Source organism: Streptomyces adelaidensis (assembly GCF_016598475.1).
GTDB classification, from domain to species: Bacteria; Actinomycetota; Actinomycetes; order Streptomycetales; family Streptomycetaceae; genus Streptomyces; species Streptomyces adelaidensis.
The window spans coordinates 1-25525 of record NZ_JAEMUX010000011.1; the positions used below are offsets into that span (position 1 = coordinate 1).

Here is a 25525-nt window from a genome sequence, read left to right on the forward strand (position 1 = left end):
CGGTGGACACCGGTACGGACCGCAGGCGGATCTCCGCGACGAGGGCCTGTGCCGTCTTGGTCAGCGGCGCGAAGCCCGAGCGCTCCGGACCGTGCGGCGAGAGGTTCGCGGGCAGTCCGCTGACGGCGGGGTCGAGCAGCCGTCGCATGCGCTCCGCGGAGAGCGCCGCGGTCTGCGTGAGCGCCAGCGCGACGGTGTCCAGGGCGAGGGCCAGGGCCGGGGTGTGGAAGTTGCCGCAGGAGAGGATCTCGCCGCTGTCGGCCAGCACCACCGGGTTGTCGCCGCAGCCGTTCAGTTCCGGGTCCAGCGCGGCGGCGGCGAAGTCCAGTGCCGCGTACGCCGCCCCGTGGACCTGGGCCGCGCAGCGCAGACTCAGGGGGTCCTGGACCCGTCGCGCGGCGCGGGGGTCGGTCAGTTCACCGCCGTCCAGCAGGGCGAGCAGTTCGCCTGCCGCGCGGGACTGCCCGGGCGCGGGACGCAGCTCCAGCACCCGCGCGTCGAGCGGACTGGTGTTCGCCCGGAAGCCCTCGTAGGTGAGCGCCGTGACCGCCTGGGCCAGCGCGAGGACGGCGCCCGTCTCGTGCAGGGCGAGAGCGCCCTGCCCGGCCGCCAGCGGGCTCGCGCCGCACAGCACATGCCCGTCCTTCGGGCCCAGTGCGGCCGGGGCGAGCCCCGCCCGCACTGGGCCGTGGCGCCGTCGAGCACCTCGCCGCCGGACTCGGCGGTGCCCTCCCCGATGACGACCAGCCCGACATGGGCCAGCTGGCACAGATCCGAGGCGCCGATCGACCCCACCTCGGGGATCACCGGATGCACCCGCGCGTTGAGCAGCCCCACGAGCAGCCGCGGGATCTCCGGCCGCACCCCGCTGCCCCCGCCTGCCAGACCGTTCACCCGGGCGAGCAGGGCGGCCCGTACGACGGGCACAGGCAGCGGTTCGCCGACCGCGTTGGCACGCCCCCGGACCGTACGGACGCTGAAGTCCTCCAGCTCCTCGCGCGGCAGCGCGTACGACGAGCGGCTGCCGAGCCCGGTCGTCAGACCGTACGTCGGCACCTGGCGGTCGACGACGTCGTCCACGACGGCCCGGTCGCGGGCCAGCCGGGGGAGCACCTCCTCGGCCAGGACGACCCGGGCGCCGTGGTGGGCGACGGCCACGACATCGCCGTACGACAGGGTCCGCCCGTCGACCACGACCTCCGTCGGCCCGGTCGGCCCCGTCACGAGAACCGCAGATTCTGGCCGAGGCCCCGTTCCTCGGTCTTCCTCAGCATGGCGGCGCCCAGCGCGATGTCGGAGAGGGAGAGGCCGCGGTCGCCCACGATCTTGACGCCGGCCGGCGCGAGCGGGGCGACGTAGCCGCGCAGCCCGTCCTCTACGGCGTCAAGTATCTCGATATCGGTCAGTTCCAGCTGCTCGATGTCCGAGCCGTTAAGGAACGTGAACCAGACCGGTTGCATGGATGTCTCCCTCCGTCCGAGTGGCCCATGGTGAAACTGTGAATAAGCCTCAAAGCGTTCGCAGTTCGGGCACTCCCGGCCTGGCTTTGCGTGAACGTAACGTGTCGTTCACGGGAGGCCATTGACTGTCATTCAGTCACCGGCAACTCTGCATGACAATATGCAGTCGGGTAAGGGGCAGTCTTGATCAGATTCGACGCGGTGAGCAAAAATTATCCAAACGGCACGACAGCGGTGGACGAATTGTCCCTGGAGCTGGCCGAGGGTGGCATCACGGTCCTGGTCGGTCCTTCCGGCTGCGGCAAGACCACCACCCTGCGCATGATCAACCGCATGGTGGAGCCGACCGCCGGCACGGTGAGCCTGCGCGGACGCGACATCCGGGAGGTGAACGCGCCCGAACTGCGCCGGGGCATCGGGTATGTGATCCAGCACGCGGGGCTGTTCCCGCACCGCACCGTCCTGGACAACATAGCGACCGTTCCGATGCTGCTGGGCTGGAACAAGAAGAAGGCCCGGACCCGGGCGGCGGAACTCCTGGAACTAGTGGGCCTGCCCGCCGAGATGGCCAAGCGCTACCCCAACCAGCTCTCCGGCGGCCAGCAGCAGCGCGTCGGAGTGGCCAGGGCGCTGTGCGCCGACCCGCCGGTGCTGCTCATGGACGAGCCGTTCAGCGCGGTCGACCCGATCGTACGGGCGGAGTTGCAGGCCGAGTTCATCCGGCTGCAGAAGGAACTGCACAAGACGATCGTCTTCGTCACCCACGACATCGACGAGGCGATCAAACTCGGCGACAACATCGCCGTGTTCCGAACGGGCGGCAAGCTCGCCCAGTTCGACACCCCCGAGCGGCTGCTCGCCCACCCCGCCGACGACTTCGTGGCCGACTTCGTGGGCCAGGACCGGGGCATCCGCCGGCTGTCCTTCGTCAACGCGGCCGAACTGCCGCTGCGCGACGGCCCGGTGCTGCCGGCCACCGCGCCCGTCGCGCAGGCCCGCGCGGCGGACGAGCCCTGGGTCCTCGTCGTCGACGAGGGCCGACGACCGCTCGGCTGGGCCTCGGTCGCCGAACTGGCGGACGGCGGCACCCTCGCGGACGCCTCCCTGACCCCGCTCGGCCACACCTTCAGCCTCGTCGGCGACTCGGCACGTGCCGCCCTCGACTCGGCCCTGCTGTCGCCCGCCCGCCTCGCGGTGGGCGTCGACGCGGAGGGCGCGGTCGTCGGCGTCGCGGACGCCTGCGAGCTGTCCGCCGGGACGACCGCCGTGCAGGCGGCAGCGGGGGAGCAGGCCTCGACGGAGGCCGAGTCCGCGTCGAGCGAGAGCAGGGCGACCGTGGGGAAGACCTCCGCCGACACCCCGGGCGGCGGTGACCGATGAACGACGACGAACCGCTGATCCGGTGGCAGTGGATAGCCGACCACACCGCCGAACTGGCCGACTACACCGGCATCCACCTCAGACTCGGCCTGCTGCCCGTGCTGTTCGGACTGATCATCTCCGTGCCGCTCGGGATCCTGTGCCACCGCTGGCGCTGGCTGTACCCGCCGGTGCTGACCGTCTCCAACATCATGTACTCGGTCCCGTCGCTCGCCCTGTTCATGATCTTCGTCCGCTACACGGGGCTGACCGAGCAGACGGTGATGATCCCGCTGACGCTCTACACCCTGTCGGTGCTGGTGCCCAACGTCGTGGACGGTCTCGCCTCGGTCCCCGAACCGGTCCGGCTCGCGGCCACCGCGATGGGATTCGGCGCCGTACGCCGCGTCATCCAGGTCGAGCTGCCGATCGCCGTACCCGTCGTCATCGCCGGCGTACGCGTCGCCGCCGTCTCCTCCATCAGCCTCGTCGCCGTGGGACAGCTGATCGGCCAGGGCGGCCTCGGGTACTACATCACCCGCGGCCTCCAACTCGACTTCCCCACCCCGATCCTCACCGCGATCGTGCTGATCATGCTGCTCGCGCTCGCCACCGACGCGTTGCTGGTGCTGGCGCAGCGGCTGCTCACCCCGTGGTCCAGGAACAAGGTGACGTCGGCATGAACGATTTCCTGAACCAGATGGAGCTCGTGGGGGACTGGCTGACGTCCTCGGCGCAGTGGCAGGGCGACGAGGGCATCCCGCAGCGGCTCCTGGAGCACCTCACCTACAGCGGACTGTCGCTGCTGTTCGCCGCCGTGATCGGGCTGGCCTTCGGACTGCTCGTCGGGCACACCGGCCGCGGCGCGTTCGCCGTGGCCAGCGTGGCGAACCTCGCGCGGGCGATCCCCACCTTCGGCCTGGTCGTCCTCGTCGTCACCCTGGCCGGGCTCAGCACCGCGCCGGTCCTGGTCGCCCTGGTCGCGCTCGCGGTCCCGCCCATCCTCATCAACACCTTCGAGGGAGTGCGGGGCGTGGACCCCGCGGCCAGGGACGCCGCACGCGGGGTCGGCATGACCGAGTGGGAGATCCTGACCCGGGTGGAGGTGCCGATGGCGCTGCCGCTGATCCTCCTCGGACTGCGGGTCGCCGCCATCCAGGTCGTCGCCACCGCGACCGTCGCCGCCTACCCCGGTCTCGGCGGCCTGGGCCGCTACATCGTCGACGGACTCTCCCGCAACGACTACGAGCTGGTCATCGGCGGCTCCGCCGTCGTCGTCGCCCTCGCGCTCATCGTCCAGGTCCTGTTCACCGGGCTGCGGCGCGTCGTCGTCTCGCCCGGCCTGCGGGCCCCGGCATCGTCGAAGTCCTGAGCAGTGCGCATCCCGAACCCCTCAGAAAGGAAACACCCATGAGAGGCATCTACCGAGGCGCCGCGTTCGGCCTGATCACCGCCCTCACGCTGACCGCCTGCGGCGGCGGCGGCGACAGTGACGACAATCCGCTGGCGGGCGACAGCGGTGGCGGCGACGGCAAGGCCATCATCGTCGGCTCGGCCAACTTCCCCGAGAACCAGCTGCTCGCCGAGATCTACTCACAGGCCCTGGAGAGCAAGGGCCTGAAAGTGACCCGGAAGTTCGACATCGGGGCCCGCGAGGTCTACTACGACCAGGTCGTCAAGGGCGGCATCGGAGTCTTCCCGGAGTACAACGGCGCCCTGCTGTCGGTGGCGGTCGACGAGAAGAGCACCGCGACCAGCACCGAGGAGATCAACGCCGAGCTGAAGGAGAAGCTCCCCTCATCGGTGGAGATACTCGACTCCGCGGCGGCCGAGGACAAGGACTCGGTCACCGTCACGGCGGAGACCGCGGCCAAGTACGACCTCAAGACGCTCGCCGACCTCAAGCCGGTCGCGGGCGACATGACGATCGGGGCCGGGTCGGAGTTCAAGACCCGCACCCAGGGTGGTGTCGGCCTGGAGAAGGTCTACGGCGTCAAGTTCAAGAAGTTCCAGCCGCTCGACGCGGGCGCCCAGAGCACCCTGGTGAAGCTGCTGAACTCGAACGACGTGCACGCCGCCAACCTCTACACCACCGACCCCGCGATCGTCGAGGACAAGCTGGTGGTGCTGGAGGACCCCGAGCACCTCTTCTCCTCGCAGAACGTCACGCCCCTCGTCTACAAGGACGCGGTGAACGACACGGCCAAGGAGGCGCTCAACGCCGTCTCGGCCAAGCTCACCACCGAGGACCTGCTGGAGATGATGAAGAAGCTCGTCAACGACAAGGAGGACGCGAGCGCCGTCGCCGAGGACTGGCTGAAGTCGGCCGGCCTCGAGAGCTGACCGGCCCGGCCACAACCGCACCGTCCGCCTCCGCTCCTGCCCGGCACGCCACCTGGCCGGGCAGGGGGAGGGGACCGAACACGACGACCGGCTGGGGGATCAGATGACTGACGCTGTCGGCACCGAGAGATCCGGTGGAGTCGGCGCGTCCGCGCGACTGCAACAGCTCTTCGAGGGCCGTCGGCTCACCCCGACGCAGCGCCGCATCGCACACTGCCTGGTCCGGCAGGCGGCCGACGTGCCCTTCCTGTCGAGCATGGAACTGGCCCGGCTCGCCGGAGTGAGCCAACCGTCGGTGACCCGTTTCGCGGTCGCCCTCGGCTTCGACGGCTATCCCGCCCTGCGCGCCCTCCTGCGGGATGTCGCACCCGCCGCGAACGCCGTCGACGGACGGTCGCGGAACCCGTACCAGCAGGCCGTCCAGGCCGAGATCGACAACCTGCGGCATCTGGCGTCCCTGCTCGAGGACCCCGAACCCGTCGAACGCGCGGGCCGGCTGCTCGCCGCCTCCCGGCCGCTGCCGGTGCTCGGGCTGCGCGCCTCCGCCTCCCAGGCGCGCGGCTTCGCCTACTTCACCGCGAAGGTCCACCCCGACGTCCGCCTGCTCGACGAGGGCGGCTCACTGCTCACCGACCGCATCGACGCGGCCCGGCAGGCCGGCGCCGACGCGCTGCTGTGCTTCGCACTGCCACGCCACCCGCGCGAACTCCTCGACGCGCTCGCCCACGCCCGAAGCGTGGGCCTGACGGTCGTGACCATCGCCGACGGTACGTTCGCCCCGGTCGCCGCCCACAGCGATCTGCTCCTGCCCGCCGCCGTGGGCACCGGCCTGGTCTTCGACACCGTGAGCGCGCCCATGCTGCTGGGCCAGGTCCTCCTGGAGGCGATGTGCGACGCCCTCCCGGACGCCCAGGCCCGCCTGGAGGAGTTCGACGCGCGGGCCGCGGCGCGGGGGCTGTTCGTCGAATGAGCGAGGCCGCCGGTCGCGGTGCCCCGGCGGAATCCGGCGGTATCCGACGGGGTCCGGCGGGGTCCGGCGGCCGGGGAGATCACTCCGTGGCGCGCAGCGCGACCCAGGTACGGCGCTGGACGACGCCGTTGGCGACCATCCCCCTGTCGCTCTGGAACTGCTGCACCGCGGCCTGTGTCCCGCTGCCGAACTCGCCGTCCAAGCCGCCGTCTCCGACGCCGTACCCGCGCTTGGTCAGGATGCACTGCACCTGCAGCACGCGTTTGCCGCTCTGCCCCAGTCGGGTGCGTCCGTTGCCCGAGTAGTAGGCGCAGTCCGAGATCCAGGCCGGGGTCGCGGGTTCGGTCGACACGTCGCTCGGGGACGGCGTGACCTCGGGCGGGGCGCTCGTCTCGGTGGCGGGGGTGGTGGAGGAATCGCCGGGCCGGTCGTCGGAGCCGCTGTCCGGGCCCGAGTCGGGGTCGGACTCGTCGGAACTCGTGGTGCCGTCGTCGTCGGCCGTCTCGCCGTCTCCTTCGCCGGACACCTCCGAGACGTCGGACCCGCCGTCCGGGGCGGCCCCGCTCCGCGGGTCGCCGGTCGCGGTCGCGGGGGCGCCGTCGCCGGGCCGGTCGCCGACCGCGGTCGCCGTACCCGTCTCCGGCGAGGCGACGCTGGTGTCGGGCTCCCGGAGGGTGAGTACGAGGACACCGGCGGCCACCGCGCAGACGGTCAGGCCCGCGGTGCCGACCAGCATCCGCCTGCGGTGTGTTCCGGTGCGGGGCCGCGTCGGAGGTAACCCCTGGGCCGGTGCGTCGGCCGACGGGCTCGGCGCTTCGTTCGCCGGCTCGGGGCCGGGCTGTTCGAGGGGAAGCCGACGCAGCACCTCGTACGCCTGCTGCCGGGCGAGCACTCTGCCGCCGAGCGGGCCGGGCCAGCCGGACGTCTCGGACGGTCCGGCCGCCTCGCGCTCCCCGGAGCCGTGCCCGACCGCCTGGATCAGCTGCTGCGGCGTGGGCCGGTGCCCCGGCTCCTTGGCCAGGCAGGCGGAGAGCAGTGCGGCGAGAGCGGCGTCGGCCGCCGCCATCTCGGTGATCACCTTCGGGTTGGGCTCCTCGAAGGCCACCCGGTGCATGACGTCGACGCCCGTGCCGTCCCCGAACGGGGCGCTGCCGGTCGCCGCGAAGACCAGGGTGCAGGCCAGGGAGAACACGTCGGAGGCCGTGTCGCACTCGCCCGTGCGCAGGTACTCCGGGGACATGTAGGCCGGGGTGCCCACCCGGTTGCCCGTGCCGGTGATCGCGCTCGCGTCGGCGGCCTTCGCGATGCCGAAGTCGATGACGTGCGCGCCCCGCGCGGACAGCAGCACGTTGGACGGCTTGAGATCCCGGTGCACGATCCCTGCGGCGGAGAGGTCGGCGAGCGCCTGCCCCAGCTCCGCCACCAGCCGCCGGACGGCGACGGCGGGCAGCGGACCGTCCTCGTGCACGGCGGCCGCCAGATCGAGCCCCGGGAGGTACTCGGTGGCCATCCACAGCAGTTCGTCCCGGAAGCCCGTGCCGGACAGCCGTGGCATACGCGGGGTGCGCACCCGGCTGTGGACCGACGCCTCGTGCTCGAACCGGCGGCGGAAACGGAGGTCCTCCGCGTACTCGGGCCTGATCACCTTCACCGCGACGAGATCGGGGCCGCCGTCCACTGGGCGCGCCAGATAGACGCGCCCCATGCCCCCGCTGCCGAGCAGCCCCAGCGGCACATAGGGACCGATACGGTCCGGGTCGCCGGGGCGCGGGGGCAGGGCCCCTGCCTCCCGCAGCGCCCGAGCCCGGTCTGCCGCCGAACCTGCCGGCACCGGCCGCTGGTCTGACACAACACCCCCGAAGTGACTTTCGACGTACCTCAGTTCGCCCCCCAAAAGGCTGAGGCTAGCTCAGCCCGGGCCCGTGGTCCGGGTTTCTGTCACTTCTGCCGCGCCCCGCCGGCTCAGGAGACCGTGCGTCGCACCTCCGTCGGGCCCGAGCCGACCGGTCCGATCCGCAGCACCGTGCCCGTGAGATCGGTGAACGACTCGACCTTCACCCGCCCCTGTCTGCCGGGTGCCGTCCCCTTCACCTGGTACGCCTTCGGATCGGCGTCGCCGATCTCCACCTCCAGCACGGCACGCGAGTTCGGCGGCACGGTCACCCGAGTCGTGTGCGTGTCCCCGGAGCGGCTCACCCGGACCGAGACCGGCCCGCGCACGGAGGGCACGGTTCCCTCGGCCTCGGTGAGCGAGCCGGTCCTGGGCCGGATCCGGAACCCGGCCGCGCCCGGCTCGCTGACCTGGACACCGAGGACGTGCCGGGCCACCGCGTTGGCGGGCGCGGACGCCCAGGCGTGGGAGAGCGTCAAGTTGGACTTCAGCGCGGGGTCCCACGCCTCGGTGACGATGGTGGCCTTCAGCGCGTCCAGCATGTGCAGCCACGAGTTGGTCGCCGTCGAGGTGAGCAGGGCGAGCGCCGCGTCGGAGCGGCCCAGCCGGAACAGCGCGTCCAGGAGGAACTGCGAGCCGTACACGCTCACCTTCATGCCGCCCGCCGCCAGGGTGTCGCCCAGCCTGGCCAGCACCTCCTCGTCCAGCGCGTCCGCGACACCCAGCGCCACCGGGAACGCGGTCGCGTGCTGGGCGCTGTGGGTGGTGCCGACGCCGTCGAGGAAACGCCCGCCCGCGCTGTCGAGCAGCTTGGCGCGCATGGCCGTGGCGAGAGCGCCGGCCAGGCTGTGCAGGGCGGTCGCGTCGTCGTCCTTGCCGAGGGCCTTCGCGCACTGGGCGAGGGCCTCGAAGGCCGCGTACTGGAAGGCGTTGACGACCGTGTTGACGTTGGTGAAGACGTATCCGTCACGGCTGGCGGTGGGCCAGTCGACCAGATCACCGAGGTTCTGGCTGGAGCTGCCGGGCGCCTTGTGGACCAGACCGTCGGAGTCCAGATACGACGTGAGGTTCTTCGCGGTGAGCAGGTCGTAGTCCTTGGCGAGCTGCCGGTCGTCGCCGGTGGCGAGATAGTCCTCCCACGCGGAGATCGCGCACATCAGCCGGTACTCGGTGGGCCAGGTCCCCTTGCGGACCAGATAGTCGTTCGACCAGCGGGCCAGCGCGTACGAGCGCTGTACGCCGTACTCGGAGAGCTGGTTGATCAGCGCGTCACCCTCGTACGGGCCGCGCTCGCGGGTGGGCGTGTCCGTGTAGAGGTCGCCGCGCGTGGCCTCGATGGAGTAGCGGCACAGCTCCCAGACCCGGTCCAGATCGGCGTCCGAGCTGCGGAAGGAGGCGTCGGAGTCCTCCCAGTCGAGCTTCCAGGCGCGCCCGGTGACGACCGCCTCCGACAGGTCGAGCGTCGTGCGCAGCTCGGCCCAGCGGAAGCCGCGGTAGCCCCAGTGCTCGAAGCGCTGCTCGCCGTCCCGCAGCGTCCACACCTCGCGGTACGTGTTGGTGGCGCGCAACTGGTACTTGACCGTGCCGTCGGAGTTCAGCTCCTCGCCGAGCCGCACCTCGACGGTGTCGCCGGCGCCGCCGGTCACCTCCAGGGCGAGCCCGCCGACGATCTCCCGGCCGAGGTCGACCAGCCAGCGGCCGTCGGCGACCCGGGTGACGGAGGCGGGGGTGACGCCGTGGGGCCGGATCGCCTCGATCAGCGCCGGTACGAGGCCGTCGATCGCGGTACGGACCACCGGCGCGAGCCAGTCGGCGTCGTCGAAGCCGGGCTTCGTCCAGCCCACGGGCTCGCGGCGCAGATCCCAGTACTCCTGCGGAACGGTGAAGTAGCTGCTGCCCGCACTGCCCTTCGAGGGCAGCAACCCGGCCTGGCGGCGCGCCTTCCAGCGGTCACCCGAGGCGACGGTGGACCGGCTGCCGTCCGCGTACGTGATCTCCAGCTGGGCCAGGAACTTCTGCTGCGAGGTGGTCCAGCACAGCGCCGCCAGCGCGTTGGCCTTTCCGTCGGCCCGCAGCGTGGAGGTCACGTCGAAGGCCTGGTAGGCGGTCCCGTCGCCGGAGCGGACGGAGGCGTAGCCGACCGTGGTGCCGTTGCTCCACACCTTGGCCACGTACTGCCGGGCCGGGTCCGGCGAGGTGGCCGCCACATAGAGGACGGCCGCGGCTATCTCCTTGCCGGCCGCCGTGTCGTACTCGTGGCGCAGCAGGGCCCAGGTGTCGTCGGCCCCGTAGGAGGAGAGCGAGGAGGCGCCGGTCGGGACGGTGAGGACGCCGCCGGAGACCGTGCCGGTGGCGAAGGTGCCCTTGTCGGAGGCGAAGTCGTCGTCGAGGAGGACGGTGCCGTCGGCGGCGGTGAACGTGACCCGGTCGTAGGTCTGGGACTCGGTGAGGCCGTTGCGCAGCCCGATGTTGCCGTAGGCGTAGCGGGAGTCGGTCGTGGTGTCCACGACCGTGCCGTTCACGCTGGTGGTGAAGGTGGCGCCCGCCATGGTGAGGCTCAGCTCCACCCACTCCCCGGCGGTGACCGCGAACGGCAGCCTGACCTCGCCGAGCACGGTGTACGTACCGCCCACGCAGACGTGCTTGCGCAGCACACCGGTGCTGCCCGCGCGCAGCTGCCACATGTAGTTGTTGGCGGTGTTCGTGGCCCGGAACCAGATCCCGGCCGCCACGGTGGTGATCTTCACGCGGACGGTGAGGGTGCCGTCGGTCATCACCGGCCCGGCCGGCACCCAGATCGGCTCGGCCTTCCACTCGTCCTCGACCGAGGTGGCCAGCAGCGCGGGCTCCGACCAGGCCGAACGCTTCTCACCCCAGCTGCTGACCCGCCACCAGTAGGCCGTACGGGGCTTCAGCGCCGGCCCGCCGTACGGTACGGCCGTGGAGTCGGCGGACGTCCGCTTCCCGGAGTCCCACACCAGCTCGTCGGCCTCGAAGCCGCCCGGCGTGGCCGCCAGCTGCAACTGGTAGGCGCGCTGCACGGTACCCGCCCCGAAGTCGGGCACCTGCCAGCTGAAGCGAGGGTTCTGGCCGGCGCTCGTACCGAGTGCCCGCGGCAGCAGATCCGCGAGCATCCCGGTCGGCGCGGGCGGCTTCCCCGCGGCCCCGGCCAGGCTTCCCTGACCGGGGGCGGCGAAGGCCGTGGGCCCGGACAGGACGACGGAGGCGGCCATGGTGCCGCCGACCTGGAGAAGTCTTCGCCGTGAGAAGTCCCGCGCCATGGTGCACAACCTTCGGTTCGTGAAAGGTTTCAATGAGATTGCCCGGAGGTTAGGGTTCCGGATCGAATCCGGTCAATAGGCGGTCCATGATTCGTTCCATGGATCGAATGAAACGATTTAAGCAACTGGGGTGGGCCGCAGCTGGGGCGCGGCGCTCGCGCATAATCACCGCGCCACGTTCGCCGTTCGCCGCAACCACCGGAGGTCCCGTTGTCCCCGCTGCACGACTTCGCCACCTGGGAACCTCTGGTGAGGCTTCTGCGCGCCGACAAGGCGGAGGCCTTCGCCGCCGGCGGCCAGGTGGCGGGACAGATCAGCCAGGGCGCGTGGAGCGTGCCCCTGAGGCGGCCGGCGCCGCAGCCGGGGCGGGCCGCTCAGGTCGAGGACATGCAGGCCGAGTTCGACGCGGTGCGGCGGGTGCAGGGCGCGCTCGTGGACCTCGGCGTCGAGGGCGTCTCGTTCACGGTCAAGATCGAACCGACCGGGAGGACCGTACTCCGGCTGCTGGGTCCCAGCCCCGCCGTGGAAGACAGCATCGGCAGTGCGCACCCCGGTTCGCTGGTCCTGGTCGAGGGCGCCCTCCCCGAGCCCTGGCGCCGCCTGCCCGAGCCGGTGCCCGGCGCGGTGCCTGCCCCGACCGTCGATCTCGCGCTGCTGGAGCGGACGCTCCGCGAGCGGATACCCGGCGCCATCGGTGCCACGGCGGAAGAGATCGCCGCCGCGGAGGCCCGCCTCGGTGTCGCGCTGCCCGACGAGCTCAAGGTGCTCTACCGGGTGACGCGGGCCCGCTGGGAGGACTGGGACGGCGACTACGAAGCGGCTGAGCGTGAGGGCATGGCGGTCGGCTGCGAGCTCTTCTCCCTGGACGACCTGTACATCGCCGACGTGCCGTCCCGCCCGTCCCTGTGGCGGTTCGCGGCGAAGGAGGCGGTCGTCACCCCGCCCGCCGCCGCCGTGCAGGGTCTGGTCGGCTCACCCGGCTGGATCGCCTTCGGCGACAACGGCGGCGGCGACCGGCTCGCCGTCGACCTGACCCCGGGCCCGCGTGGACACGTGGGGCAGATCATCATCCTCAGCCACGAGGAGAACATCGGCGCCGGCCTGGTCGCCGACTCCCTCACGGATCTCGTCCTGCACGGGCCCGACGCGCGGCCCCGCCGCCGCCGTCCTCGTGGGGACGAGGAGCCGTCGGCGGTGGCCTGGGTCCACCACAAAAGCCTGCGAAGCATCGAGGCCGCCGCCCACCCCGGGCTGGAGGTCCTGAACATCGGCGTATGGGACGAGGAGCCGTTCAGTCTCGCTCCCGTCATCGGACTGCCCCGGCTGCGGACCTTCACCGCCTACCCCGGTACGGTCGCCGACCCGCTGGAGATCGCCCGGTTGAGCGGACTGGAGTACCTCGAACTCCCGCCGGAGTACTGGCGGGTCCTCCTCGACGCCGGGGCCGTCCCGCGCTCCCTGCTGGCCGCGGGCATCGAGGCGCGCGGTGACCGTTCCCCGCTCCCGGTCGTGGACCTCGCCAACGAGATCCTCGCCCTCTGGAACCGCCCCCCGATCACCCGGACCCGCCTCGAAGGCGACCTCGGTCCCCGGCCGTAGCCGGCGGAGACGGTAACGGGCCCGGCCGGGCGTACCGGTGTCCGAGCCCTCGGCTAGAGTCTCGCCTCACCTCGGGCGGACGTCCTGCCCAGGGGGTGTGCGCTGGGGGTACGGCACCATGGGGCCCGAGAGACCCGCAAGAATGGAACTGCCCGGTTACGAGGTCCAGGATGTCCTGGGCCAGGGCGGATTCGCCACCGTGTACCGGGCCCGGCAGCTGGCCGTGGGCCGGGAGGTCGCGCTGAAGGTGGACAGCAGGGTGCTGTCCACCCCGCGTGACCGGCAGCGCTTCCTGCGCGAGGTCACGGCGGCCGGGCAGCTCTCCGGACACCCGCACGTGGTCCCCGTGTACGACGCCGGGGTCCTCGCCGACCACCGCCCCTACATGGTGCTGGAGTTGTGCCCCGGTGGCTCGCTGGGCGACCGGCTGCACCGGCAGGGCGCGCTCCCGGCCAAGGAGGCACGCGACATCGGCGTGGGCCTCGCCGACGCGGTGGCCGCCGCCCACGCCGCCGGGGTGCTGCACCGCGACATCAAGCCCGGAAACGTCATGGTCAACCGGTACGGCGGGGTGGCCCTCACGGACTTCGGCCTCGCCGCCATGCCCCGGCCCGGGCGGGAACTGTCCGTGACCCGGGAGGCGTTGACCCCCGCGTACGCGCCGCCCGAGGCCTTCCACATGGCGGACCCCAGCCCGGCCGGCGACGTCTACTCCCTGGCCGCCACCGTCTACGCCCTGCTGTGCGGCCGCCCGCCGCACTACCCGGACGACGGCACCCAGCTCAGCCTCGCCGAACTGATCGTCCGCCACACCTGGCCCTACCGCGACCTGCCCGGACTGCCGCCCGCCTTCAACTCGACGCTCCGGTACGCCCTGGCCCCCGACTCCGCCCAACGCCTCTGCGACGCGGGCGCGTTCCGCGACGCGCTCGCCGCGGTCGACCTCGACACGATCGACCTGGGAGGCGGCGGTGGCTTTGGACCGGCGCCCGGCATGACGACGGTGCCGCACCACTGGGACGAGCCGTCCACGACGATGCCGCTGTATCGGGACGCGCCGCCGGGCGGCGGCGGTACGACCGTGGTTCCCGGGGCGGGCGGCCCCGGCGGAACAGGCGGCACCACCGTGGTTCCCGGGGCCGGCGGCGACGGCGGGCGGAAGGGGGCACGGCGCCGGCCGGCCGTGATCGCCGTACTGGCGGCCGTGGCCGTCTCCGTCAGCGTGTCGGTCACCGTGGTGACGTATCAGAACGACGACGAGGACGGCGGGGGCAGGCGGCTCCTCCGCTGCCGCCTCGCCGTCCACCGGCGCCACGGCCGAGGGCAGGGGCACCTCCGAGTTCGGGGTGACCACCACGACGGAGAACTGTCCCGCGACGGAAGTCGGCGGTGTGGGCGGCCGGTGCGTCGCGACCCCGGAGTGCTGGAGCGGCATCGTCGACATCTCCGGCATCGTGACGGTCAGCCGTGCCGACTGCCAGACCAAGCACGTGTGGGAGACCTTCGCGATCGCGCCACTGCCGCAGGACGGCGTCACGAACAACGCGCGGGACCTGATCAAGCACCCGGACGTCAAGGCACTGTGCTCGCAGAAGGTGATGGCCGCGACGATGGTCCCCGACGGCCGTGACATCGCCGACGAGTGGAACGTCGACATCATCCCGCCGTCGGCGGTGGAGTGGGACAACGGGCTGCGGGTCCTGCGCTGTGTGGCCGCGGCGGTCTCGGACGACGGAGAGAAGACGGGGAGCCAGTTCGCGGTACAGGGCTGAACGGAGTGCGGGCGTGCGGCCCCACTGGACACCGTCACGTAGGCCAGACCTCCGATCACCTGTCAGTGACCGGACTCTCATGGCACGTCGGACACAATGCCGGGACCATGGTGTTCTTCACCAGGCAGGCCGAAGGGATCCGGAATGCTCCGCAAGGTACTGGTCGCCAACCGTGGCGAGATCGCGATCCGCGCGTTTCGCGCAGGCTACGAAGTGGGTGCGCGGACCGTCGCCGTCTTCCCCCACGAGGATCGCAACTCGCTGCACCGGCTCAAGGCCGACGAGGCCTACGAGATCGGCGAACCGGGCCATCCCGTGCGGGCCTATCTCTCCGTCGAGGAGATCATGCGCGCCGCCCGGCTGGCGGGCGCCGACGCCGTCTACCCGGGCTACGGGTTCCTGTCCGAGAACCCCGAGCTGGCCCGGGCGTGCGAGGAGGCGGGCATCACGTTCGTCGGACCCAGCGCGCACATCCTCGAACTGACGGGCAACAAGGCGCGCGCGGTGGCCGCCGCCCGCGCCGCCGGCGTACCGGTCCTCGGCTCCTCGGAACCCTCCACCGACGTCGACGAACTCGTACGCGCCGCCGACGACATCGGTTTCCCCGTGTTCGTCAAGGCGGTCGCCGGCGGCGGCGGACGCGGTATGCGCCGCGTCGAGGACCCCGCGGCGCTCCGCGAGTCCATCGAGGCGGCGTCCCGCGAGGCCGCCTCCGCGTTCGGCGACCCCACGGTCTTCCTGGAGAAGGCCGTCATCGAGCCCCGCCATATCGAGGTGCAGATCCTCGCCGACGGCCACGGCAACGTCATGCACCTCTTCGAACGCGACTGTTCGGTGCAGCGCCGCCATCAGAAGGTCATCGAGCTGGCGCCCGCCCCGAACCTCGACCCGGACCTGCGCGACCGGATGTGCGCCGACGCCGTACGGTTCGCCCGCGAGATCGGCTACCGCAACGCGGGCACCGTCGAGTTCCTCCTCGACCGCGACGGCAACCACGTCTTCATCGAGATGAACCCCCGCATCCAGGTCGAGCACACGGTCACCGAGGAGGTCACCGACGTCGACCTCGTGCAGTCGCAGCTGCGGATCGCCGCCGGTGCGACCCTGGCCGACCTCGGGCTGTCCCAGGAGACCGTCACCCTGCGCGGCGCGGCACTCCAGTGCCGCATCACCACCGAGGACCCCGCCAACGGCTTCCGCCCCGACACCGGCCGCATCAGCGCCTACCGCTCGCCCGGCGGCTCCGGCATCCGTCTCGACGGCGGCACCACCCACGCCGGTACGGAGATCAGCGCGCACTTCGACTCGATGCTGGTCAAGCTGACCTGCCGGGGCCGGGACTTCAGCACCGCGGTCAGCCGGGCGCGGCGCGCGATCGCCGAGTTCCGCATCCGGGGCGTGGCCACGAACATCCCGTTCCTGCAGGCCGTCCTCGACGACCCCGACTTCCAGGCGGGCCGGGTCACCACGTCGTTCATCGAGCAGCGCCCGCACCTGCTCACCTCCCGGCACTCCGCCGACCGGGGCACCAAGCTGCTCACCTATCTGGCCGACGTGACGGTGAACAAGCCGCACGGTGAGCGGCCCGCGCTGATCGACCCGGTCACCAAGCTGCCGCGCCCCTCCGCCACCGAACCGCCGGCCGGCTCCAAGCAGAAGCTCGTCGAGCTCGGCCCGGAAGGCTTCGCCCGCTGGCTGCGCGAGTCCCCGACCATCGGCGTCACCGACACCACGTTCCGCGACGCCCACCAGTCGCTGCTCGCCACCCGGGTCCGTACCAAGGACATGCTCGCCGTCGCCCCCGTGGTCGCACGGACCCTGCCGCAGCTGCTCTCCCTGGAGTGCTGGGGCGGCGCCACCTACGACGTCGCCCTGCGCTTCCTGGCGGAGGACCCCTGGGAGCGGCTGGCCGCGTTCCGCGCCGCCGCGCCGAACATCTGCCTCCAGATGCTGCTGCGCGGCCGCAACACCGTGGGCTACACCCCGTACCCGACCGAGGTGACCGACTCCTTCGTCCAGGAGGCCACCGAGACCGGCATCGACATCTTCCGGATCTTCGACGCGCTCAACGACGTCGGCCAGATGCGGCCCGCCATCGACGCCGTACGCGCCACCGGAACGGCCGTCGCCGAGGTCGCCCTCTGCTACACCTCCGACCTCTCCGACCCGGCCGAGCAGCTCTACACCCTCGACTACTACCTCCGCCTGGCCGAGCGAATCGTCGAGGCGGGCGCCCACGTCCTGGCCGTCAAGGACATGGCGGGCCTGCTGCGCGCCCCCGCCGCCACCAAGCTCGTGTCGGCCCTGCGCCGCGAGTTCGACCTGCCCGTGCACATCCACACCCACGACACGGCGGGCGGCCAGCTCGCCACCTACCTCGCCGCGATCCAGGCCGGCGCGGACGCCGTGGACGGAGCCGTGGCGTCGATGGCGGGCACCACCTCGCAGCCGTCGCTTTCGGCGATCGTGGCCGCGACCGACTACTCCGACCGGCCCACCGGCCTCGACCTGAAGGCCGTCGGCGACCTGGAGCCGTACTGGGAGAGCGTCCGCAGGATCTACGCCCCCTTCGAGGCGGGCCTCGCCTCGCCGACCGGGCGCGTCTACGACCACGAGATCCCCGGCGGCCAGCTCTCCAACCTGCGCACCCAGGCCGTCGCGCTCGGCCTCGGCGACCGCTTCGAGGACATCGAGGCGATGTACACCGCCGCCGACCGCATCCTCGGCCACCTGGTGAAGGTCACCCCCTCCTCCAAGGTGGTCGGCGACCTCGCCCTGCACCTGGTCGGCGCCGGGGTCGCCCCCCAGGAGTTCGAGGCGACTCCGGACCGGTTCGACATCCCCGACTCCGTCATCGGCTTCCTCCGCGGCGAGCTGGGCACCCCGCCCGGCGGCTGGCCCGAGCCGTTCCGCAGCAAGGCCCTCCAGGGCCGCGCCGACGCCAAGCCCGTCCAGGACCTGACCGCCGAGGACCGCGCCGGACTGGAGAAGGACCGCCGCGCCACCCTCAACCGCCTCCTCTTCCCCGGCCCGACCCGCGAGTTCGAGACCCACCGCCAGACCTACGGCGACACCAGCGTCCTCGACAGCAAGGACTTCTTCTACGGGCTCGGCCCCGGCACGGAGTACGCCGTCGACCTGGAGCCCGGTGTCCGGCTCCTCATCGGCCTGGAGGCCGTCGGCGAGGCCGACGAGCGCGGTCTGCGCACCGTGATGTCCACCCTGAACGGCCAGCTGCGCCCCATCCAGATCCGCGACAAGGCCGCCTCCTCCGACATCCCCGTCACCGAGAAGGCCGACCGCTCCAACCCCGGCCATGTCGCCGCACCCTTCGCCGGCGTGGTCACCCTCGCGGTCGCCGAGGGCGACGAGGTGGCGGCCGGCGCCACGGTCGCCACCATCGAGGCGATGAAGATGGAGGCCACGATCACCGTCCCGAAGGCCGGACGGGTGTCCCGGCTCGCGATCAACAAGATCCAGCAGGTGGAGGGCGGCGACCTGCTCGTCGAGATCGGCTGAGCCCCGGCCCCCGCGGGCGGCACGCCGACCGGTGAACCCGAGCCCGGTGAATCGGAACCCCGTGAACCGGAACCCGACCCACCGCAACCGTGCCGCCCGCATCCATCCGGCCCTCTGCCATTGCGGCCCGCCCCGACCCGTCCGAGTCTGGACGTCGGGACGCGGATGCCGGGCGGCGAGGAGGACGGGCGATGACGACCACCGACAGGGCCACCGGTGGTAGACCGGACGCCGAGCGACAGCGGCTCGCCGAGGCCGAGGCCGAGGTGGCCACGGTCGCCTGGCGGCGCTGGGGCCCGTACCTGAGTGAGCGCCAGTGGGGGACCGTCCGGGGGGACTACAGCAGCGACGGCGAGGACGACGTACGGCGTCGGCTGTCCGCCCGCCGAGTCCGGCTCCGGCATGTTCGGCGGCAACTCGGCGCCGACGACTGGCGGCGTGGCGGCCGGGACTCCCTGAAACCCATGGACGGCGATCGCGAGGAACCCCTGTCATGAACGTCCTCCACGAGATCAACACCCTGCTCTGGCTACGGGAGTTGAGCGAGCGGTACGGTCGCCGCGTCACCCTCGGCGAGGTGCCCGGCGAGGCCTGGGACGAGGTGGCGCTGCCGGGCATCGACACCGTCTGGCTGATGGGCGTCTGGGAGCGCAGTCCGGCCGGTCTGCGGATCGCCCTGGCCGACGAAGGGCTCATGGGGTCCTTCCGCGCGGCCCTGCCCGACCTCACCGAGGCGGACATCGCCGGATCCCCGTACTGCGTACGGGACTACGTCGTCGACGCCTCCCTCGGCGGCCCGGAGGGACTCGCGGCGGCCCGCGCCCAACTGGCGGCACGGGGGCTGCGGTTGATCCTCGACCACGTCCCGAACCATGTGGCCCCCGACCACCCCTGGCTCACCACCCACCCCGACCGTCTGATCCAGGGCACCCCGGACGACCTGGCCCACGCACCCGACGCCTTCACCGAGACCGGCGAACGGATCTACGCCCGAGGCCGGGACCCCTTCTTCCCGCCCTGGCCGGACGTGGTCCAGCTGAACGCCTTCAGCGACGGCCTGCGCGCGGCGACCGTCGACACCCTGGTGGCCATCGGTGAACAGGCGGACGGTGTGCGCTGCGACATGGCGATGCTGCCGATGAACGACATCTTCGCCAAGACCTGGGGCGACCGGGCGGGGCCGGCCCCCGCCGAGGACTTCTGGCCGTACGTCGTCCCCCGCGTCCGTGAGCACCACCCCGGCTTCCTCTTCGTCGCCGAGGCGTACTGGGACCTCGAATCGTCCCTCCAGGAGCAGGGCTTCGACCACTGCTACGACAAACGGCTCCACGACCGCCTGATCCACGAGGACGCCCGCTCCGTCCGCACCCATCTCCAGGCCGATCCCGCCTACCAGCGGGGCCTCGTCCGCTTCCTGGAGAACCACGACGAACCACGGGCCGCCGCCACCCTCCCCGCCGACCGGGGCCGGGCGGCCGCCGTCACCGTCGCCACCCTGCCCGGAGCGACCCTCTGGCACGAGGGCCAGTTCGAGGGCCGCCGGGTCCGCCCACCGGTCTTCCTCTCCCGCCGCCCGCAGGAACCGCCCGACGCCGCGCTGCGCGCCTTCTACCGCCGCCTGCTGCCGGCCGCGGCAGCCGTACGCCGTGGCGAATGGCGGCAACTGACCCCCACCGGCTGGCCTGCCGGCGGCACCCACCATGCTCTGCTCGCCTGGACCTGGACCGACGCCGACACCCGCCACCTCGTCGTCGTCAACCACTCCGACCGCCCGGCCCACGGCCGGCTGCCCCTCCCCTGGGACGACCTCCGCGGCCGCACCCACCGCCTGACCGACCTGCTCACGGACCAGGTGTACGACCGCGACGGCGACGAACTGACCGTCCCGGGCCTGTTCGTGGCCCTGGACGCCTGGCAGCACCACGTCCTGGCCGTGTCGCGGGCGGGCCGGGGGACCGGGTAACGCGATCAGGAGCGGGGGAAGAACTCCAGCACCGCCGTGCCCCCGTCCAGGGACTTCACGCGGAAGCCGAGGCCGTTGAGGCCACCCGTGGAGCCTTCACCTACCGAACTGCTGAGGAAGGTGCCGGCGCCCGAGGACTGGAGCACGACGACAGCGTCCGTGATCTCCGTGATGCGGAGATCGCTGACGCCCAACCTGCTGTCGATCTTGATGGAGGTGGGCTCGGAGACGGCGATCTCGCAGCGCCCGTCGAAGCAGGCGTCGGTGTCGGTGCTGGTGCCGTCGGCAGGGGCCGACCCATCGGTGGCGGTGGCGGTGGCGGTGGCGGTGGTGGTGCCGGTGGGCGAGGCCGAGGACGGCTGCTCCGCCTCCGACGGCGTGCCCGCCGCGCTCGTCCCCGCCTTCGACGGGGTGTGCGCGGTGGACGACGGTTCCGTCCCCTCCCCGGAACCGTCGTCCTGCCCGCCGCCCCCGCCGCAGCCGGTGAGGACCGCCGTCAGAACCAGTGCCACCCCGACGCCGCCCCGACCCCTGCCCGTGCTCATAGGCCAGCCCCTCAACTCGTACGCCCGCGGTCGCCGTTGAGCCCCGACGACGGGGCACGTCCCTTTATACGGGCCTCTTTTGGGGAGGGGTCCCGGAGCGGAGGCGGACCCTGGTGACAGAGTCCGTGCCGCGTGCCGGGAATCGACGAACCGAGGAGACCAGCGATGCCCCTCTCCACCAGCCTCGCGCGCGGGGTCGCGCCCGCGACACCCGGTACGTTGCACGCCCGTACGGTCACCGGAGACCTCAGCGCCCCGCCCCGGCCGGGCCTGACGGTTCGCTTCGGACGCGGGGAGAAGCCGGACGTGGACCTCGGCGTCGGCGTGGACGACCTGAGGGTGAGCCGGCGGCACGGTGAGTTGACGTACCGGCAGGGGCAGTGGTGGCTGCGCAACACCGGGCAGCAGCTCGTACGGCTGCCCCGCGGCCGGATGATGCACCTCACCACCGAACCGGTCCCGCTCACCCCCGGCTACACCCCGCTGTTCGTGAAGGGCTCCGGCTACCGCGAACACCTGGTCGAGCTGTACGTCGCGGGCCACGACGACCAGGGACCGGTGACGCGCCGCCGCGCCGAGACCGTACGGCCGGAGATCTGGGCCCTCGACGACGACGAACGCCTGCTGCTCGTCGTCCTCGGCCAGCGCTACCTGCTGTACGAGGAGGACCCGCGGCCTCTGACGTACACCATGGCCGCCAAGCAGCTCATCTATCTGCGCCCGGACGCGGGGTGGACCGAGCGCAAGGTCGAGTACCGGATCGAGGCCGTACGCCGCCGGCTGCACAGAACCGGTTTCAGGTATCCGCTGATGCATGACAAGGCCGAGGGCCGGCCTTCCGACAACGGTCTGCTGCACAACCTGCTCAAGGGGCTGGTGGAGTCCACGACCCTCGTACCGCCGGACCTGGAGCTGATGGAGGACGACGCGGCCTGGCCGGACCCCGAGGCGTGAGGCGCGTGAGGCCTGAGGTTCAGGATGCCGAGCGGTGTCGGGCGCGCAGTTCCGCGGCGGCGGAGCGGGCCAGGGCGGTGGCCATCTCGCACAGCTCGTCCGTGGGACGTTGCCCGCTGACGCGCAGGCGCAGCATCTCCGCGGCCGTCTCGGCGTTCTCGCCGCTGTACCGGCGGTACTCGACGTAGACCCGGCAGGTCTCGCCGTCGTCCGCCGGCACGACGAAGGCGTCGTATCCGCTGAGGCCGATGGGGGTTCCCTCGGCCGCCGACTTCGGCTGATCGCGGAAGAAGTCCACCTCGGCCTCCACCTCGTCGACACGGCTCGACCATTCGCAGTCCCACTTCGCGACGCCGACCTCCGGTGTGTCCGCCTTGAGGACGGGAACGACGGACAGCGCCTCGGCGTCGAGCAGCCCGCACGCGTCCGACCAGGCCAGCGACGTGTCCGGGTAGCCCAGGGAACGGCGGGGGACCGGGCCCTCGTTCAGGACCTCGGCCGCGCTCCGGGCGGCCTCCTCGGCGACCGTGCACAAGGTCGCGCTGCCGCCCGCCACCGAGCCTTCGCCCATGTTGACGCGCACGCCGACGATGCCGTCGGCTCCGTCGTCGGGCGTCAGAAGCAGGGTGCACTCGTCGCTCTCCGGCGACTCCTGCGTGATACCGATCCGCCCGACGGTGCTGGTGGGCTCCGACGTCTCGGACGGCGGGCCCGGGCGGAGCCGGAACGACACGTCGATCCGCGTCTCGTCGTCCGGGTGGACGAGCAGGTCGCACTGATCGAAGTTCCCGTAGTCCAGGTCCACTTCGGCCACGCCGAACTGGCTGAGAGCGGCGGGGTCGGCCAGAGCGCATACGTCGGCGGTGCGCGGATCGCCGATCAGGGCCTGTGCTTCGGGTGTGGCGGAGTTCCCCCGCACGCTGCTCCGGCCGGACTCGCGGGTGGGTCGGCCGTCCCCGCCGTCGCCGTCGCGGTCACCGGGGAGGAGAGCCAGGCCCAGGGCGAGTACGGCGCTGACGCCGAGGGCGGCGGCGAGCAGCACCCGGAGCCGCCGCGGTCGCGGGCGTCCGGCGGGCTTGGTCTCCGGGGTGTCCGGCGCGGGGGCCGCGGGGGCCTCGGCGGACTCGGGTTCGGCGACGGCCTCCAGGAGCCGCCCGGCCTCGGCGGCGTCGGGACGTTGCCGAGGATCGCGCCGCAGCATGGCCGTGAGAACGGGGTACAGCGGCCCCACGGCGTCGGCGTCCAGCGCGACGACGCCCTGCTCGGCCTTCCAGTACCTCAGACGCTGCCCGTCACCGTCGTCCTCCTCGGGTTCGCCGCCGCGCGGTGGCGAACCGGTGACCAGGGCGTAGAGGGTGGTGCCCAGGCAGAACACGTCCGAGGCGGGCCGAGGGACGTTGCCCCGGGCCAGTTCGGGGGCGGCGTAGTCGGGCGTGAAGCTGAACGGGCCGTTGGCCGTGATGGTCTCGGTGCCCCCGACCCGGTACGCGGCACCGAAGTCCAATAACTTCGCCGCACCCCGTCGGGTGAGGCCGATGTTCGCGGGCTTGACGTCGCAGTGGACGATGCCCGCCTCGTGCAGGGCCACGAGCGCGTCGGCGAGTTGGGCACCGATACGGGCCGCACGCACCGGCGACATGGGCGGCTGTCGGTCGAGGTCACCGCCTGGCACGTACTCCGTGATGAACCAGTACGTGTCCGGCTCCGTGTCCTCGCCGCTGCCTCTGACTCCCTCGTCCCCCGCGCCGTGCTGTGGCACGGTCACGACGTCGAACAGGGTCACGACGTGCGGATGGTCACGGAACTTGGCCATGGCACGCGGCTCGCCCAGCAGCCGCCGCACAGCCGTCTCACGGTCGCCCTCGACCCGCTCCGGCTTCAGCGCGACGTCCTGCCCCACCACCGTGTCGTGGGCCAGCCACACCTCACCGCTCCGCCCCGCGCCGATAACCTCCTTGAGGACGAAGCGGCCGGCGAACACCTCCCCGGAACGCACAGTTCCCCCCTCACCCGGTCCACGGCGCGCGCACCGGCCTGGCCGCGCACGTGCACAGAAGTTACTGCGTGTGGCGATCGGTTCGCGGCACCTACGCGGAGCCTGCATCAGACGTCCCCATGCGTAGAGGTTGTGGGACAGCGCCGTCAGGAGCCCGTCCCCGCCTCCAGTCGTGCCGTGGTCGCCATGAGCGAGACGGTGAACGGGTGTTGTGGCGCGGTACGGATCTGTTGGGCGGGACCCTGTTCGACGATTTCACCGGCGTCCATGACCGCGATGCGGTGGGCCACGGCCGCGGTGTCCAGGTCGTGGGTGATCAGGACCAGGGCGGGGCCGGCGGCGTCGCTGTCGTGGTGGTCGCTGCCGCTGTCGCCGAGCAGGTCCGCGAGGACGTCGAGGATGCCGCGTCGGGCGACCGTGTCGAGGCCGGAGGTGATCTCGTCGCAGATGAGGACGCGGGGGTGGGCGAGGAGGGCGCGGGCCAGGGCGGCGCGCTGGAGTTCGCCGCCGGAGAGCAGGCCCGGGTGTCGGTGTGCCAGTTCCGGTGGGAGGCCGAGGCGCGTCAGGGTGGTCAGCGCCTCGGCCTCGGCGGCGCGGTCGTCGACGCCGCGCAGCCGGACCGCCGTACGGGCGACCTGGTGCAGGACCGGACGGTGTTCGTCGAACGCGGCGCGCGCGTCCTGGAAGACGTACTGCACCGCCGCCAACTGCTCCCGGGTGCGGTCGCGCAGGCTGCGCGGCAGGGGAGTGCCGTCGAGGAGAACCTCGCCCTCGTGGTCGCGGTGGAGTCCGGCGAGGCAGCGGGCGAGGGTGGTCTTACCGCTGCCCGAGCGGCCGACGACGGCCAGGCACTGCCCGGCGCGCAGCGCGAGTTCGGGCGCGCGCACGGTCACGGTCGTGCCGCGTGGGCCGTCGCGGTGGCGGGCCACGAGGGCGCGTACGCGCAGGATGGGCTGTACAAGCCGTACGGCCGCCGAGTCGCCCCGGTCGGCGGTCTCGCTCTCCGCACCCGCACCCGCACCCGTAGCCGTATCCGCACCCGTATCCGCACCCGTATCCGTATCCGCACCCGTATCCGTATCCGGGTCCGCGAACGACGCCTGCGCTGCGAGGAGTTGGCGTGTCCACTCGTGTCGGGGCGCGAGCCAGAGTCGTTGGGCCGGGCCCGCCTCCACCACGCGCCCCGCCCGCATGACGTGGACCTCGTCGGCGAGGGCGCGCACGACGTCGAGGTCGTGGCTCAGCAGGACGACCGCGATGCCGCGCGCCGCGACCGCCGCCAGCTGGTCGACGACGAGGCTCTTGGTCAGGGCGTCCTGGCCGGTGGTGGGCTCGTCGGCGACGATGACCCGGGCGCCGAGCAGGAGGGCCTGGGCGATGACCACGCGCTGCTGCTGACCGCCGGAGAGCTGGTGCGGGTAGCGGCGCAACAGAGCCTCCGCATCGGGCAGTTGAGCTTCGCTCAGGGCTCGTAGGACGTGCTCGCGGGCGGCCGTACGGCGCCGGCCCCTGGGCAGATGCCGTACTCGCGTGCGGGCGATGTCGGTCAGGAGCGCGGCGATACGGCGAGCGGGGTTGAGGACGGCCGCCGGATGCTGGGGCACGTACCCGACGGGACCGTCGGTCATCACGCGGACCTCACCGGTGACCCGCGCGCCGACCGGGAACTCGCCGAGCAGCGCCAGCCCGGTCGTGGTCTTCCCGCTGCCCGAGGCACCCACCAGCGCGGTGACCCTGCCGGGCAGGGTCCGCAGGCTCACCCCGTCGACGATCGCCCTGCCGCCGACCTCGACCCGTAGATCCTCGATCTCGGCCAGGGGCTCCCCGGCCACCCGGTCGCCACCGCCGTCGTCGCCGTACCGCTTCACGACCC

General features: G+C 72.2%; 19 protein-coding genes and 1 pseudogene. 12 read left to right on the forward strand and 8 right to left on the reverse strand.

Annotated features, from left to right (window positions below; genetic code table 11):
• From I8N67_RS43785 to I8N67_RS08535, 3 genes and pseudogenes are all read right to left on the reverse strand, one after another.
• Positions 1-769: aromatic amino acid lyase (locus I8N67_RS43785; protein ID WP_307835184.1), on the reverse strand; the 769-nt coding region annotated here is incomplete at its 3' end.
• Positions 745-1224 (reverse strand): annotated as a pseudogene (locus I8N67_RS43790) (aromatic amino acid lyase); the annotation flags it as partial. The gene I8N67_RS43785 and the pseudogene I8N67_RS43790, both read right to left, overlap by 25 nt.
• The gene (locus I8N67_RS08535) at positions 1221-1460 is read right to left on the reverse strand and encodes a hypothetical protein (protein WP_200302001.1); all 240 of its coding nucleotides are present in this window, start codon (positions 1458-1460) and stop codon (positions 1221-1223) included. The gene I8N67_RS08535 and the pseudogene I8N67_RS43790, both read right to left, overlap by 4 nt.
• Positions 1461-1643: 183 nt before the next feature.
• Here I8N67_RS08535 and I8N67_RS08540 point away from each other — a divergent pair, with 183 nt between their 5' ends.
• From I8N67_RS08540 to I8N67_RS08560, 5 genes are all read left to right on the forward strand, one after another.
• Positions 1644-2840: an ABC transporter ATP-binding protein gene (locus tag I8N67_RS08540; RefSeq protein ID WP_200302002.1), complete on the forward strand. Its 1197-nt coding sequence runs from the start codon at positions 1644-1646 to the stop codon at positions 2838-2840.
• Complete coding sequence (locus I8N67_RS08545) at positions 2837-3502, forward strand: ABC transporter permease (protein ID WP_200302003.1); 666 nt, start codon at positions 2837-2839, stop codon at positions 3500-3502. Before I8N67_RS08540 ends, I8N67_RS08545 begins: the two co-directional genes overlap by 4 nt.
• Positions 3499-4191, forward strand: a complete 693-nt coding sequence (locus I8N67_RS08550) for an ABC transporter permease (RefSeq protein WP_200302004.1) — start codon at positions 3499-3501, stop codon at positions 4189-4191. Before I8N67_RS08545 ends, I8N67_RS08550 begins: the two co-directional genes overlap by 4 nt.
• Before the next feature lie 38 nt (positions 4192-4229).
• Positions 4230-5162, forward strand: coding sequence for an ABC transporter substrate-binding protein (locus tag I8N67_RS08555; RefSeq protein WP_234045321.1), 933 nt, complete (start codon positions 4230-4232; stop codon positions 5160-5162).
• 103 nt (positions 5163-5265) lie between these two features.
• Positions 5266-6132: a MurR/RpiR family transcriptional regulator gene (locus tag I8N67_RS08560; RefSeq protein ID WP_200302005.1), complete on the forward strand. Its 867-nt coding sequence runs from the start codon at positions 5266-5268 to the stop codon at positions 6130-6132.
• A 79-nt stretch (positions 6133-6211) separates the two neighbouring features.
• Here the strand turns inward: I8N67_RS08560 and I8N67_RS08565 are convergent, their stop codons facing one another.
• Together I8N67_RS08565 and I8N67_RS08570 are read right to left on the reverse strand one after the other, a co-directional pair.
• Entirely contained in the window at positions 6212-7963 is a 1752-nt protein-coding gene (locus I8N67_RS08565; protein WP_307835185.1) for a protein kinase domain-containing protein, read from the reverse strand.
• Between the two features lie 131 nt (positions 7964-8094).
• Positions 8095-11304 carry a family 78 glycoside hydrolase catalytic domain gene (locus tag I8N67_RS08570; protein ID WP_200302007.1) on the reverse strand — a complete coding sequence of 1070 codons (3210 nt, stop codon included), beginning with the start codon at positions 11302-11304 and terminating at the stop codon, positions 8095-8097.
• 210 nt (positions 11305-11514) lie between these two features.
• On the opposite strand from I8N67_RS08570, the gene I8N67_RS08575 reads away from it, so the two are divergent.
• The 6 genes from I8N67_RS08575 (at position 11515) to I8N67_RS08595 (ending at position 20157) form a co-directional block, all read left to right on the forward strand.
• Complete coding sequence (locus I8N67_RS08575) at positions 11515-12903, forward strand: SMI1/KNR4 family protein (RefSeq protein ID WP_200302008.1); 1389 nt, start codon at positions 11515-11517, stop codon at positions 12901-12903.
• A 142-nt stretch (positions 12904-13045) separates the two neighbouring features.
• Positions 13046-14533: a serine/threonine-protein kinase gene (locus I8N67_RS08580; RefSeq protein WP_234045323.1), complete on the forward strand. Its 1488-nt coding sequence runs from the start codon at positions 13046-13048 to the stop codon at positions 14531-14533.
• Positions 14502-14675, forward strand: coding sequence for a hypothetical protein (locus tag I8N67_RS42395; RefSeq protein WP_234045324.1), 174 nt, complete (start codon positions 14502-14504; stop codon positions 14673-14675). Before I8N67_RS08580 ends, I8N67_RS42395 begins: the two co-directional genes overlap by 32 nt.
• 144 nt (positions 14676-14819) lie before the next feature.
• Complete coding sequence (locus I8N67_RS08585) at positions 14820-18194, forward strand: pyruvate carboxylase (protein WP_200302009.1); 3375 nt, start codon at positions 14820-14822, stop codon at positions 18192-18194.
• A gap of 191 nt (positions 18195-18385) precedes the next feature.
• Positions 18386-18691: a hypothetical protein gene (locus I8N67_RS08590; RefSeq protein ID WP_200302010.1), complete on the forward strand. Its 306-nt coding sequence runs from the start codon at positions 18386-18388 to the stop codon at positions 18689-18691.
• Positions 18688-20157, forward strand: coding sequence for an alpha-amylase family protein (locus I8N67_RS08595; RefSeq protein ID WP_200302011.1), 1470 nt, complete (start codon positions 18688-18690; stop codon positions 20155-20157). The genes I8N67_RS08590 and I8N67_RS08595 overlap by 4 nt, the downstream gene beginning before the upstream one ends.
• 5 nt (positions 20158-20162) lie before the next feature.
• On the opposite strand, the gene I8N67_RS08600 is transcribed toward I8N67_RS08595, so the two are convergent.
• A complete protein-coding gene (locus I8N67_RS08600) occupies positions 20163-20702 on the reverse strand; it encodes a hypothetical protein (RefSeq protein ID WP_200302012.1) in 540 nt (179 codons plus the stop codon).
• A 165-nt stretch (positions 20703-20867) separates the two neighbouring features.
• Here I8N67_RS08600 and I8N67_RS08605 point away from each other — a divergent pair, with 165 nt between their 5' ends.
• Positions 20868-21656: an FHA domain-containing protein gene (locus tag I8N67_RS08605; protein WP_200302013.1), complete on the forward strand. Its 789-nt coding sequence runs from the start codon at positions 20868-20870 to the stop codon at positions 21654-21656.
• A gap of 19 nt (positions 21657-21675) precedes the next feature.
• Here the strand turns inward: I8N67_RS08605 and I8N67_RS08610 are convergent, their stop codons facing one another.
• Positions 21676-23652, reverse strand: coding sequence for a serine/threonine-protein kinase (locus I8N67_RS08610; protein ID WP_200302014.1), 1977 nt, complete (start codon positions 23650-23652; stop codon positions 21676-21678).
• Between the two features lie 146 nt (positions 23653-23798).
• Entirely contained in the window at positions 23799-25520 is a 1722-nt protein-coding gene (locus tag I8N67_RS08615) for an ABC transporter ATP-binding protein (RefSeq protein ID WP_200302128.1), read from the reverse strand.
• Positions 25521-25525: the final 5 nt, after the last annotated feature.